General features: G+C 44.1%; 11 protein-coding genes. All 11 read left to right on the top strand.

All coding sequences use genetic code 11. The annotated features are described in order from the left end of the window. The first annotated feature begins 87 nt into the window (after positions 1-87). The 11 genes from recG (at position 88) to ffh (ending at position 13,901) form a co-directional block, all read left to right on the top strand. A complete protein-coding gene (gene recG, locus TY49_RS03430; protein WP_084135364.1) occupies positions 88-2,184 on the top strand; it encodes an ATP-dependent DNA helicase RecG in 2,097 nt (698 codons plus the stop codon). 168 nt (positions 2,185-2,352) lie between these two features. After that, entirely contained in the window at positions 2,353-2,922 is a 570-nt protein-coding gene (gene fapR / locus TY49_RS03425) for a transcription factor FapR (RefSeq protein ID WP_041964505.1), read from the top strand. A gap of 13 nt (positions 2,923-2,935) precedes the next feature. Further along, positions 2,936-3,916: a phosphate acyltransferase PlsX gene (gene plsX, locus TY49_RS03420; protein ID WP_041964504.1), complete on the top strand. Its 981-nt coding sequence runs from the start codon at positions 2,936-2,938 to the stop codon at positions 3,914-3,916. Between the two features lie 62 nt (positions 3,917-3,978). Then, positions 3,979-4,926 (top strand): ACP S-malonyltransferase, encoded by a 948-nt coding sequence (gene fabD, locus TY49_RS03415; protein ID WP_041964503.1) that lies wholly within the window; start codon positions 3,979-3,981, stop codon positions 4,924-4,926. Continuing rightward, the gene (gene fabG / locus TY49_RS03410; RefSeq protein ID WP_041964502.1) at positions 4,923-5,666 is read left to right on the top strand and encodes a 3-oxoacyl-[acyl-carrier-protein] reductase; all 744 of its coding nucleotides are present in this window, start codon (positions 4,923-4,925) and stop codon (positions 5,664-5,666) included. Before fabD ends, fabG begins: the two co-directional genes overlap by 4 nt. A gap of 180 nt (positions 5,667-5,846) precedes the next feature. Then, positions 5,847-6,080, top strand: a complete 234-nt coding sequence (locus TY49_RS03405; RefSeq protein WP_041964501.1) for an acyl carrier protein — start codon at positions 5,847-5,849, stop codon at positions 6,078-6,080. Positions 6,081-6,450: 370 nt separating this feature from the next. After that, positions 6,451-7,218: a ribonuclease III gene (gene rnc / locus TY49_RS03400; protein WP_041964500.1), complete on the top strand. Its 768-nt coding sequence runs from the start codon at positions 6,451-6,453 to the stop codon at positions 7,216-7,218. Positions 7,219-7,424: 206 nt separating this feature from the next. Continuing rightward, on the top strand, positions 7,425-10,991 hold the full coding sequence (gene smc / locus TY49_RS03395) for a chromosome segregation protein SMC (protein ID WP_041964499.1): 3,567 nt from the start codon (positions 7,425-7,427) through the stop codon (positions 10,989-10,991). A 109-nt stretch (positions 10,992-11,100) separates the two neighbouring features. Continuing rightward, positions 11,101-12,105, top strand: coding sequence for a signal recognition particle-docking protein FtsY (gene ftsY / locus TY49_RS03390; protein WP_041964498.1), 1,005 nt, complete (start codon positions 11,101-11,103; stop codon positions 12,103-12,105). A gap of 100 nt (positions 12,106-12,205) precedes the next feature. Beyond that, a complete protein-coding gene (locus TY49_RS03385; RefSeq protein ID WP_041964497.1) occupies positions 12,206-12,535 on the top strand; it encodes a putative DNA-binding protein in 330 nt (109 codons plus the stop codon). A 13-nt stretch (positions 12,536-12,548) separates the two neighbouring features. Beyond that, positions 12,549-13,901 carry a signal recognition particle protein gene (ffh, locus tag TY49_RS03380; protein ID WP_041964496.1) on the top strand — a complete coding sequence of 451 codons (1,353 nt, stop codon included), beginning with the start codon at positions 12,549-12,551 and terminating at the stop codon, positions 13,899-13,901. The last annotated feature ends 53 nt before the right edge of the window (positions 13,902-13,954 follow it).

The following is a 13,954-nucleotide window of genomic DNA, read 5'->3' as shown; positions in this document are numbered from 1 at the left end:
TGCATTACCCGTAAGTTAGCCGCACAGGCAATAACGGTAAAAGCAGAAGTCCAGAAACAGCGTGAGGAGGGGAAGCGGCAAAACCGATTGGCCGGGAGCTGGAGGTCTAAATTTTCGGTATACCGCTTGATAATCGTGAATGAACAACTAAAGCAACCAGTAACAGCAGTTAAAGGGATTGGCAATGAAATGGCGGATACTCTGGCAGATATGCAAATCAGGACTGTCGGTGACTTGCTTGAATACTTCCCGTACCGTTACGAGGATTTTCGCCTAAAGGACTTGGCTGAAGTCAAGCATGAAGAGAGGGTCACGGTTGAGGGGAAAGTTCACAGTGAACCTTCTGTTGTTTATTATGGCCGTAAAAAAAACCGTCTTACAGTCAGGCTGCTTGTAGGCCGGTACTTAATCATTGCCAATTTCTTTAACCAGCCGTATTTAAAACAGAAAATTGCTGTCGGAGAAACCATTACTGTTACCGGGAAATGGGATCAGCACAGGCAGACAATCACCGCCACTCAAATGGCGGTGGGAGAGCAAACGACAAGCCAGGATTTTGAACCTGTGTATGCTGTGAAAGGGAAAATGACCGTAAAAACGATCAGAAGGCTGATCAAGCAAGCATTTTCACAATTCGGCCATGAAATAACCGAAATACTCCCAAACGATCTTCTGCAGAAATATAAGTTGATTAACCGAAGAGATGCATTAAGGATTATGCATTTTCCATCAGGGTCTGATGAAATGAAGCAGGCGAGAAGAAGATTTGTTTACGAGGAGTTTCTCTTATTCCAGCTTAAAATGCAGTCATTGAGGAAGCTGGAACGTGAACAGAGTCCGGGAATTTCCATTTCATATGAATTGGACAACCTAAAGGCGTTCATCACAGGACTGCCTTTTCCATTAACAGGGGCACAAAAACGAGTGGTAAATGAAATCCTTGGTGATATGAAGTCCCCTTACCGAATGAATCGTCTCCTTCAAGGGGATGTGGGTTCAGGTAAAACAGTAGTTGCTGCGATAGCTCTCTATGCAGCAAAGTCCGCTGGTTATCAAGGTGCATTAATGGTCCCGACCGAAATCCTGGCTGAACAGCACTCGCAGTCACTGACACAGTTGCTTCAGCCGTTTGGAATAACAGTTGCTTTGCTGACCAGCTCTGTTAAAGGCAAGCGAAGAAGAGAGATGCTCGAACAGCTTAAACTTGGTGAAATTGACGTATTGATTGGGACACATGCTTTGATTCAGGATGAAGTGGATTTTCAAAACCTTGGTCTCGTCATCACGGACGAACAACACCGTTTTGGCGTTGAACAAAGACGGGTTCTTCGGGAAAAAGGGGAAAGCCCTGATGTTCTGTTCATGACTGCGACTCCAATACCAAGAACTCTGGCAATTACTGTATTCGGTGAAATGGATGTCTCTGTGATCGATGAAATGCCTGCTGGTCGTAAAACGATCGAAACATATTGGGCCAAACATGAAATGCTTGAGCGAGTACTAGCCTTCATGGAGAAAGAACTCGCAAAAGGAAGACAGGCCTATGTGATTTGTCCCCTTATTGAGGAGTCTGATAAGCTGGACGTCCAGAATGCAATCGATGTCCATAGTACTTTGAGCTTCTATTTTAAAGACCGTTTCAAGGTCGGGCTTATGCACGGACGTCTCCATTCAGATGAGAAAGACGAAGTCATGAAAGCTTTTAGTGACAATGAGGTACAGGTCCTCGTTTCGACTACAGTCGTCGAGGTAGGAGTCAATGTCCCGAATGCGACTGTCATGCTCATTTATGATGCGGAGAGATTTGGTCTCGCGCAGCTTCATCAATTAAGAGGCAGAGTCGGCCGTGGCAGTGACCAATCGTACTGTATATTGCTTGCAGATCCTAAAAGCGAAGTCGGGAAAGAGCGAATGAAAATAATGTCCGAAACGAATGATGGGTTTGTTCTTAGTGAAAAGGATTTAGAGCTGCGGGGTCCAGGTGATTTCTTTGGTAAAAAACAAAGCGGACTGCCGGAATTCAAGGTCGCAGATATGGTCCATGATTACCGTGCGTTAGAAACAGCAAGGAATGACGCTACCTTACTGGTCCAGTCAGAAGCTTTCTGGCAGAGTGAAAAATATCGATTATTGCGGGAGTATCTAGCGGAAACAGGTGCACTTGCCAATGAAAAACTGGATTGACCTGACTGAATCTATTTACTATTACAAGATTCATAGCATGGACGGAAGCAGATTCAGTTGTGAGTCTGCTTTCGTTATTTGAGGTATATTTTCTTCTTGCAATCTTTTTTTATAATATATATACTACTATTAGTACCTAGTCTTAATAGCTCGGGCGGTGTTATTTTAATGAGACGCAATAAAAGAGAACGGCAGTCAATGCTGACTGAGACGATAAAAGAAAACCCGTTTATAACGGATGAGGAGCTGGCTGAAAAATTTACTGTCAGCATCCAGACTATAAGGTTGGATAGACTAGAATTATCTATCCCCGAACTAAGGGAAAGAATTAAGAATGTGGCGGAAAAACGTTTCGAAGATGAAGTCCGTTCATTGCCGCTTGAAGAAGTAATTGGAGAAATCATAGATATCGAACTTGACCAAAGTGCTATATCAATACTTGATATAAAAAGCGAACATGTATTTAGACGAAATAAAATCGCCAGGGGGCACCATTTATTTGCGCAGGCGAATTCATTGGCGGTTGCAGTCATTAATGATGAATTGGCATTGACAGCTAAAGCGAATATCCAATTCACAAGATCGGTAAAAGAAGGTGAACGGGTAATAGCCAAAGCGAGAGTCGAAAAAATCGATGATGACAATGGCCGGACCCATGTAGAAGTGAAAAGTTATGTGAACAATGAGCTTGTTTTTAAAGGTGAATTTGAAATGTACCGTTCTAAAAATGAAAAGTAAGGGATGAAATGCGATGAGGCTAGCAGTAGATGCGATGGGCGGAGACAATGCACCAAAAGAAATCGTCCTCGGAGCAATGAAAGCAGTAGAAAAATATAATGACATACATATCGTGCTTATCGGCGACGAGAGTAAAATCAGGGAGCATCTGACGAATGAAGAGAGGATTGAAATTCATCATACAGAAGAAGTAATCCTCGGAACAGATGAACCTGTCAGAGCAGTGCGCCGAAAGAAAACAGCTTCAATGGTCCTTGCAGCCCAGCTAGTTGCAGACGGAAACGCAGATGCCTGCATTTCTGCCGGAAATACAGGAGCATTGATGGCTGCTGGTTTGTTCGTGGTTGGAAGAATCGAAGGGATCGAAAGGCCGGCACTTGCGCCGACTCTCCCTACAATTGGTGGAGAAGGCTTCCTGCTTCTTGATGTAGGAGCTAATGCTGACGCTAAGCCTGAACATCTCGTCCAATATGCGATCATGGGATCGATTTACAGCGAGAAGGCAAGAGGAATCACAAATCCTCGTGTTGGCCTGTTGAATATTGGCACAGAAGAAAAGAAGGGCAATGAGCTTGTACGTAATACGTATGAATTATTGAAGGATGCAGACATCAACTTCATAGGTAATGTGGAATCAAGGGACTTGCTGGATGGTGTCGCTGATGTTGTAGTGGCAGATGGCTTTACCGGAAATATGGTCCTGAAGACGATTGAAGGTACTGCGATGTCGGTGTTTAAAATGCTTAAATCGGCTTTGACTTCCAGTTTTAAAAGCAAGATGGCTGCCGCTGTTCTGAAGCCGGACCTGACAGTGCTCAAAAATAAGATGGATTACACGGAATATGGCGGTGCTGGTCTTTTCGGCCTTAAGGCTCCCGTAATCAAAGCTCATGGATCATCTGACGCAAATGCGGTGTTTAATTCGATTCGTCAGGCGAGAGAAATGGTTGAAAAGGATGTTTCCGGAACAATCAAAGCTGCCGTAGTAAAATAATAAAGTGAAAAGTAATTGAAGCTATGATTAACATAAAATAACGAGTTAAAGGAGAATCTTTCATGGGGAAAATCGCGTTTTTGTTTCCAGGACAGGGATCGCAGACGGTTGGGATGGGACAGGCCCTTGCAGATTCAGAGCAATCAGTCTCAGAAACTTTTAAAAAAGCGGACGAGGTTCTGGGTGAAAGCTTAAGCAGCTTGATATTTGAGGGACCGCAAGAAAAGCTGACGCTCACAACAAATGCTCAGCCTGCTCTTTTGACGACTAGTATTGCAATCTTGAATTATTTCAGCCAGTTTGGAATCAAGCCGGATTTCACTGCGGGACATAGCCTGGGTGAATATTCTGCGTTGGTCGCTTCGGGGGCTATCTCGTTCGAAGACGCAGTGTATGCAGTCCGTAAACGTGGTGAATTCATGGAAGAAGCTGTACCGAATGGAGAAGGAACAATGGCTGCAGTCCTCGGCATGGACCGCCAGAAGCTGTTGGATGTAACAGAAACAGTATCAGCTGGCGGATCACCTGTTCAGCTGGCTAACTTGAATAGTCCAGGCCAAATCGTAATTTCTGGTTCAAAAAGTGGAGTAGAAGAAGCAGCAGTAAAAGCAAAGGAAGCTGGGGCTAAACGGGTTATTCCGCTTGATGTAAGCGGTCCGTTCCATTCAGCGTTAATGAAGCCGGCAGCAGAAAGATTTGAAACTGTATTGGACAAAATTACTATAAAGGACGCCGCTGTCCCGGTGATTGGAAATGTCACTGCTGAACCGATAACAGAAGCTGCCGAGTTCAAAAAGAGACTAGTGGAACAACTTTATTCTCCGGTTCTATGGGAGGATTCAGTGTCGAAAATGCTGGAGCTCGGCGTCGATACTTTTATCGAAATCGGTCCAGGTAAGGTTTTGTCAGGACTGGTTAAGAAAGTTGATCGCTCGGCAAAGACGTTCGCAATATATGACGCAGAAACTTGTGCAGCAGTTGTTGCTGCTCTGAAGGAGGAGAAGGAATGAGACTAGAAGGTAAGGTGGCGCTGGTAACAGGTGCATCACGCGGGATTGGCCGCGAAATTGCTTTAGAACTTGCCAGGGAAGGCGCGTCTGTTGCTGTCAACTATGCAGGCAGTGAAGCCAAAGCACTTGAAGTGGTTGATGAGATCAAGGTGATGGGACGGGATGCTTTTGCCATCCAGGCAGATGTTTCCAACTCTGAATCAGTGACTGATATGGCCAAAGAAACAATCGAGCGTTTCGGAAAGATTGACATACTTGTTAACAATGCGGGTATAACAAAAGACAATCTATTGATGAGAATGAAGGAGTCCGAATGGGATGATGTAATCAATATCAATCTAAAAGGTGTCTTCTTGTGTACGAAGGCAGTTACAAGACAAATGATGAAGCAGAGAAGTGGCAGAATCATCAATATCTCTTCGATAGTAGGCGTCAGCGGGAATCCGGGGCAGGCAAACTATGTTGCTGCTAAATCAGGAGTAATCGGCCTTACAAAAACATCCGCGAAAGAACTCTCGTCAAGAGGTATCACAGTGAACGCAGTAGCTCCAGGCTTTATTACGACAGACATGACCGATAAGTTAAACGAGGATGTAAAAACAGAAATGTTGAAGCAAATACCGTTAGCCCGTTTCGGAGAGCCAAAAGACATTGCAAGAACTGTCATATTCCTTGCATCCGAAGACAGTGCCTATATGACAGGACAAACCCTCCACGTAGATGGCGGCATGGTGATGTAGGATTTATTTGAGGCTTTCCCTAAAGTGCAAAACGATAAGGTATCGCTAGGTTTCATCCTAAATTGGGCTCTGTTAAAATCAACAGACCAGTTTAACAGAGCCCTAATATTAAAAAGTTATTACAGCCATTTATTATTTAAATAAAATCAACTATAATGGCTTGAGGGGAGGTGAACAAGCATGGCAGACGTTTTAGAACGCGTAACAAAAATTATTGTTGACCGTTTGGGAGTAGAAGAATCTCAAGTAACTTTAGAGGCATCTTTTAAAGATGATCTTGGTGCTGATTCCCTTGATGTTGTTGAATTGGTTATGGAATTAGAGGACGAGTTCGACATGGAAATTTCTGATGATGATGCTGAAAAAATCGGTACAGTTGGTGACGCTGTTAACTACATAAATAGCCAAGTGTAATTGTTCGATTTACTAAGAAGCTCCGTTTTTATAAACGGGGCTTTCTTCTGTACTTGGTCATTTCATGCTCGGCTGCCGGATTAGAACGTGTATAAGGCTAGGCGGTCATGAAGAAGAAGCCAGTTTATATCCGGCAAATATTTTTATACGAAAAGCGATCATCCCCGCGAAAATAGCTTCTGTATAAAAAAACTCCCTATGTTTTCCTTATAATTAAGTAATCTCTGGAATTAAGCCAAGTTTTTTTGCTTTATATACGTTATCTTTTGTAAACTGTTATTAGTCTGTATTGTTTTGTAAAATGCATAGTCATTTAAAACAGCAATTCATGCAATCACAGCTTTAAATTATGAGCAAGGTGGAATAAATCATGCGCAACAATGGAAGAGAAAGAGAAAAAAAGAATATCCGCGCAAAGGAGCAGAAATTCAAAGAATTCCAGGATAATATTGGTATTCATTTTGATAGTGATAAGCTTTTAAAACAAGCTTTTACACATTCATCCTATGTGAATGAGCATCGCAGGAAGCCCCACGAAGATAATGAGAGGCTAGAGTTTCTTGGTGACGCTGTTTTGGAACTGACTGTATCCCAATTCTTGTATAAAAAGTATCCAATGATGAGTGAGGGAGAGCTTACAAAGCTGCGCGCAGCTGTAGTTTGTGAGCCATCGCTGGTGGCCTTTGCCAACGAGCTGTCCTTTGGTGAACTCGTATTGCTTGGCAAGGGAGAGGAAATGACTGGCGGAAGGACAAGGCCGGCTCTTTTGGCTGATGTCTTCGAGGCCTTTATCGGTGCCTTATATTTGGACAAGGGAATTGAAACGGTCACTACCTTTCTAGAAGAAATTGTGTTTCCAAAAATCAATGACGGTGCTTTTTCTCATGTGATGGATTTTAAGAGCCAGCTTCAGGAGCTCGTACAGCGGGATGGTGCAGGCTCACTTGAATATCGGATTATGAAGGAGATTGGTCCTGCGCACAGCCGTGAATTCGAATCCCGTGTCTTCCTTAATGGGCAAGAACTAGGAACAGGGACAGGGCGCTCGAAGAAAGAAGCAGAGCAGCATGCTGCACAGATGGCACTTGAGAAATTGAAGTCCCATATGGAAGCGAATATGGAAACGGACGATAAATAGAACGATTTTTACAAAAGAAGATGCATCTAAAATTCAAAATTGTCTAGCTCCAGCGCCTAGCCCCTCGAGTCGCTTCGGTCCGACCAATGAAGTCAAAGAACGACTTCACTGGTCGGCCCTCCAGCGCTTGTCGGGGCTGGACAAGGCGCTTGCGCTTTTCGAATGACAACTTAGAGAAATAGATTAACTGGAAAGGGAGAGCCATATTGTTTTTAAAACGATTAGATGTGGTCGGCTTTAAATCGTTTGCCGAGAGGATTTCAGTAGAATTCGTTCCTGGTGTGACCGCTGTCGTTGGTCCTAATGGAAGCGGGAAAAGCAATATTACTGATTCCATCCGCTGGGTTTTAGGGGAACAATCAGCCAAGTCGCTCCGTGGCGCAAAAATGGAAGATATCATCTTTGCCGGAAGTGATTCGCGGAAGCCGCTGAATTTTGCGGAAGTAACATTAACCCTCGATAACGAAGATCAATCATTGCCGCTCGATTACAATGAAGTGAGCGTAACAAGGCGTGTCTACCGTTCAGGTGACAGTGAATATTTGATCAATAAACAGAACTGCAGACTTAAGGATATTGTTGATTTATTCATGGACTCAGGACTTGGCCGTGAAGCTTTCTCCATCATCAGTCAGGGCAGGGTTGAAGAAATTCTCAACAGCAAGCCGGAGGATCGCAGGACGATATTTGAAGAAGCTGCTGGTGTCCTTAAATATAAATCCCGGAAGAAAAAAGCAGAAAGTAAGCTTTTTGAAACGCAGGAGAACTTAAATCGTGTAACAGACATCATCCACGAGTTAGAAGGCCAGGTAGAGCCGCTGAAGATCCAGGCTTCGATTGCAAAGGATTATCTACAGCAAAAGGAAGAGCTTGAACAGATTGAAGTTGCGCTTACTGCTTATGAAATCGAAGACCTGCATGGCCGATGGGAACAGCTGTCCAAGCAGCTTGAGCAGCATAAAGAAGATGAAATCAAGCAGTCTGCAGTCCTTCAGAAAAAAGAAGCAGAAATTGAAAAAATGAGAGACCAGCTTGCAGCGCTTGATGAATCGGTTAGCGACTTGCAGAACGTGCTCTTGCATGCCAGTGAGGAGCTTGAAAAGCTGGAAGGCAGAAGAGAAGTCCTAAAGGAACGAAAGAAGAACGCTTCACAGAACAAAGGTCAACTCGAAAAGAATATCGAGGAACTGACTTCTGCTGTTGTCTTGCTGGAAAAAAAGAAGGCTGAGTACCAAGAATCTGTAGCTGCATTATCAGTGGAAGCTTCTACTCTTCAGAAAGAACTTCAGGAGAAACAGGAGCAACTAAAGCTTTACAGTGAAGATGTCGAGCTTAAAATCGATTCAATCAAAAGCGACTACATCGAGGTGCTGAACGAACAGGCCGGCGCTAAAAATGAAAAAATCTATATAGAACAGCAGCTGCAGCAGCAAGCAGCCAAAGGGTCAAAGCTGGACAATGAAAATGATCGCTTTGTCTCGATTCGCGATGAAATCAATGAAAAGAAAGCAGAAATAGAGAAAAAGGTCGTTTCTTCACAGCAGGAATTGGAGGAACAGGCAAGGATCTATTTTGAAGAACAGAAGAAGCTTGAATCTTTAAAAAATACCTATGAGAAGCAAGAGAAAACACTCTATCAGGCATATCAGTACCTTCAGCAAGCTAAATCAAAGAAGGAAATGCTTGAAGAAATGGAAGAAGATTATTCGGGCTTTTTCCAGGGCGTAAAAGAAGTCCTGAAAGCCAGGGACACCCGTCTTCAGGGGATTGAGGGAGCGATTGCTGAGTTAATCCATGTTCCGAAGCAATATGAAACGGCAATTGAAACGGCTCTTGGCGGCGCAATGCAGCATATTGTTGTCCAAAACGAAGAGAATGCGAGAACTGCCATCCAGTTTCTAAAGCAAAAGTCGTTCGGCAGGGCAACCTTCTTGCCGCTCAGCATCATCAAAGGCAAATATCTGGCATCCACACAGCTCACCCTTCTTTCAGGGAACAGTGCGTATATCGGCACTGCTGCTGATTTGATTCAATTTGATCAAAAGTATGCTGAAGTCGTAAAAAGCTTGCTTGGGAATGTCGTGATCGCCAGGGATTTAAAGGGTGCCAATGAAATTGCCAAAATGCTGCAATACCGCAGCAGAATCGTCACGCTTGATGGAGATGTGGTCAATCCTGGTGGGTCTATGACTGGAGGGGCAGTAAAACAAAAATCAAGTTCATTGCTTAGCCGTAAAGGCGAATTAGAAGAATTAACAAATAAGCTAGCTGATATGGAAGAAAAGACAAATTTGCTTGAATCGAAAGTGAAATCATTGAAGGCTGAAACGCAAGCCAGTGAAGCAAGATTGGAAGAGCTGCGAAAAACAGGAGAAGAGCTTCGTTTTAAACAGCAAAGCTTGAAGGGTGACTTGCGTGAAGTGGAGCTGGAGCAGAAGAATATCAATGAACGCTTATCGGTATACGATTCCGAAAAGACCCAGCTCGACTCAGACAAGGAAAAGCTAGAATCCAGACTGGTTGAACTCGACGGCTTATTAGCTAAGTATCGGCAGGGCCTTGTTCAATTTGATAAAGAAATAGAGCGTTTGACTGAGCTGAAGAACTCGAATTCTACTTCCAAAGATACTCTTATTTCGGAAATCAGTGAATTGAAGATCAGCCTGGCATCCAAGAAAGAACAACTTTTCCATGTGAAGGAAAAGCTGGATTCTGCAGTTTTACAGGCAGAAGAGCAGTCCGAAAAATTGGATGTTCTTAAGGAAGATTTATCTCTTCTATCCTCTGAAATGACCGATAGCTCCTCCGGGGAAACGCAACTGGAGGAAGCTGCAAAAAGTAAGCTCCAGGACAAAAATGAAACGCTTAAGCTTATTTCTTCACGGAGAAGTGAGCGGCTTGACCTTCAGAATAAGCTGGAAGATCAGGAGTTAGAATCCAAGGAGCTTAGGAGATTGCTTAAAGGCATTAATGAAGTGCTCAAGGACGAAGAAGTGAAGCTGAACAGGCTTGATGTAGAATTGGACAATAAGCTTGCACATCTTCGCGAAGAATACCTGCTTTCATTTGAAGCTGCAAAGGAACAGTATCCTTTGTCAATTCCTGCTGATGAGGCTAGAAGAAGAGTGAAGCTCATCAAAATGGCGATAGAGGAACTGGGAACGGTAAATCTTGGTGCGATTGAAGAATACGAGCGTGTATCTGAGCGTTATGAATTCCTGTTGGAGCAGAGGAATGATCTCCAGGAAGCAAAGGACACATTATTCCTTGTCATTGAGGAAATGGACCATGAGATGAAAAAACGATTTGAACATACATTCACTGCCATCCGCTCACACTTTGAGTCTGTGTTCCAGGCATTGTTTGGTGGTGGAAGAGCGGACCTGCGGCTGACACAGCCTGAAGACCTGCTGAACACAGGGGTCGAAATTGTCGCCCAGCCTCCCGGGAAGAAGCTGCAAAACCTCGGGCTATTATCTGGCGGTGAACGGGCGTTGACCGCGATTGCTTTATTGTTCTCCATCCTGAAAGTCCGTCCAGTACCATTCTGTATCCTTGATGAGGTTGAGGCTGCATTGGATGAAGCCAATGTATACCGTTTCGCTCAATACCTGAAGAAATACCGTGATGAAACACAATTTATCGTCATCACACACCGTAAGGGTACAATGGAGGAAGCAGATGTCCTATATGGTGTAACCATGCAGGAATCAGGAGTATCCAAGCTGGTATCCGTCCGGCTTGAGGATTCAAAAGAACTAGTGAAAACATAAGAAAAACGCAATCAACTTGTTCCGTTTCGAGAAGTCAGGAGCCGCAACTGGTCCATTATTGAAGCGGAACGAGATATTTTTGAAATTAAAGTAGGAAGGCGATGGGACTGTGAGTTTTTTTAAGAAATTAAAAGAAAAGTTTTCAACACAGACTGAGAGTGTCACAGAGAAATTCCGAGATGGCTTGACGAAAACAAGGGATAATTTCTCTAACAAAGTGAATGATCTAGTATCACGATACCGGAAAGTGGATGAAGAATTTTTCGAAGAACTTGAAGAAATCTTGATCCAGGCAGATGTAGGTTTTGACACAGTAATGGAACTTGTCGAGGAGCTCAAGAAAGAGGTTAAGCGCCGCAACATCCAGGACACGAAAGACGTTCAGTCTGTTATTTCCGAGAAGCTAGTAGAAATCTATGAGGCCGGGGCTGATGATGAATCCTTCGAGCTGAATATCCAGGAAGATGAGTTGACAGTCATATTATTCGTCGGTGTCAATGGTGTCGGCAAAACAACGACGATCGGCAAATTAGCCCATAAATTTAAAAGTGAGGGAAAGAATGTCCTTCTTGCGGCAGGAGATACATTCCGCGCCGGTGCAATCGAACAGCTTGAGGTCTGGGGTGATCGCGTTGGTGTCGACGTCATCAAGCAGGCAGAAGGTTCTGACCCCGCTGCTGTTATGTATGATGCTGTCCAGTCTGCGAAGTCACGAAAGGCAGATATTCTGATTTGCGATACTGCCGGCAGATTGCAAAATAAGGTTAATCTCATGAAGGAGCTTGAGAAGGTAAAGCGTGTAATTGAGCGCGAGGTTCCGGGTGCTCCTCATGAAGTCCTGCTTGTGCTTGATGCAACGACTGGCCAGAACGCTCTGATACAGGCTAAAACCTTCAAAGAAGCAACTGATGTGAGCGGTATTGTCCTGACTAAACTTGATGGAACGGCGAAGGGCGGAATTGTACTAGCTATCCGCAATGAGCTGAACATTCCGGTTAAATTTGTAGGACTAGGCGAAAAAATGGATGATCTTCAGGAATTCGATGCTGAAAGATATGTTTATGGATTGTTCGCTGACCTGGTTGAGGAAGAGGAAGAAGCGGAGGAATCCTGATATACCAACAAATCGCTGTAAAGAACTTTTCTTGACAGGGAAGATGATCGTGTGTAAACTCTTAATGTAAAGGTATTTCACTTAACATGGGGGAATCCAAATGCTTGAGAAAACGAACCGCATGAATTATTTGTATGACTTTTATCAGGCATTGCTTACTCCAAAACAAAGCAGTTATATGGCTCTATACTATCTTGATGACTATTCGCTCGGCGAAATTGCTGAAGAGTATGATGTTAGCCGGCAGGCTGTATACGACAACATCAAACGGACGGAAGCGATGCTTGAGGAGTACGAAGAGAAGCTGTTGTTGTTCGAGAAATTCCAGAAAAGAAGTGAGCTCATTTCAAAAATGAAAGAGTTTATGGACAATGGAGAAAACAACCACGATTTTAATGATATGATAGCCGAGCTTGAGAAATTAGACTAGGGAGGCACATTATATGGCATTTGAAGGATTGGCCGACCGACTGCAAAATACGATGCAAAAAATCCGCGGAAAAGGCAAGGTATCTGAAGCGGATGTAAAAGAAATGATGCGAGAGGTCCGTCTGGCTCTACTTGAGGCTGACGTTAACTTTAAAGTTGTAAAAGACTTCGTTAAGAAAGTCACTGAAAGGGCAGTTGGCCAGGAGGTTGTAAAAAGCCTGACGCCGGGTCAGCAGGTCATAAAGGTTGTTAAAGAGGAACTTACCGAGTTAATGGGTGGCGAGCAAAGCAAGATCGCTGCCGCAAATCGCCCGCCGACAGTCATCATGATGGTCGGACTTCAAGGTGCAGGTAAAACGACTACAACCGGAAAGCTTGCGAATCTCCTGCGTAAAAAATACAACCGTAAGCCATTGCTTGTAGCTGCGGATATCTATCGTCCAGCTGCCATCAAGCAGCTTGAGACGCTCGGCAAGCAATTGAGCATGCCAGTTTTCTCACTGGGAGACCAGGTCAGCCCTGTTGAAATCGCAAAGCAGGCAATTGCCAAAGCGAAGGAAGACCATAATGACTATGTTCTGATCGATACAGCTGGTCGTCTTCATGTTGACGAAAACTTGATGGATGAGCTTAAGCAGATCAAGGAGCTTTCAAAGCCTGATGAGATCTTCCTTGTCGTCGACGCGATGACAGGACAGGATGCCGTCAATGTTGCCCAGAGCTTCAATGAACAGTTAGGCTTGACTGGTGTCGTCCTGACAAAGCTTGACGGTGATACTCGAGGTGGTGCGGCTCTGTCAATCCGCGCTGTTACCAATACCCCGATCAAATTTGTCGGTCTCGGTGAAAAGCTTGATGCACTAGAGGCTTTCCACCCTGAAAGAATGGCTTCAAGAATTCTCGGTATGGGTGATGTCCTTACGCTAATCGAGAAGGCCCAGGCAAACGTCGATGAAGAAAAAGCGAAAGAGCTCGAGAAGAAAATGCGTACAGCATCATTTACCCTTGATGACTTCCTGGACCAGCTTGGCCAGGTAAGGAAGATGGGACCGTTGGATGAAATCCTAAAAATGATGCCCGGTGCGAATAAGATCAAGGGCATGAACAATCTTCAAATCGATGAAAAACAGATTTCGCATGTCGAGGCGATCATTCAGTCTATGACAGCAAACGAAAAGACCCATCCGGAAATCATCAACGCCAACAGGCGGAAACGGATTGCAAAGGGAAGCGGAACATCCATACAGGAAGTCAACCGTCTGCTTAAGCAGTTCGAAGATATGAAAAAGATGATGAAGCAGATGACGAACATGCAGCAAAAAGGCAAGAAAAAAGGCGGTTTCAAGATGCCGTTCAATCCTTTTTAATTTGTAAATTCAGGAATTTTCAGTCTGTAAAGAAAAAACCCTTTACAAGCTGT

The organism is Mesobacillus selenatarsenatis SF-1, assembly GCF_000813125.1.
GTDB lineage: Bacteria > Bacillota > Bacilli > Bacillales > Cytobacillaceae > Mesobacillus > Mesobacillus selenatarsenatis.
Note: the sequence above shows the minus strand (reverse complement) of the source record. Positions and strands in the feature narration are given on the sequence as shown.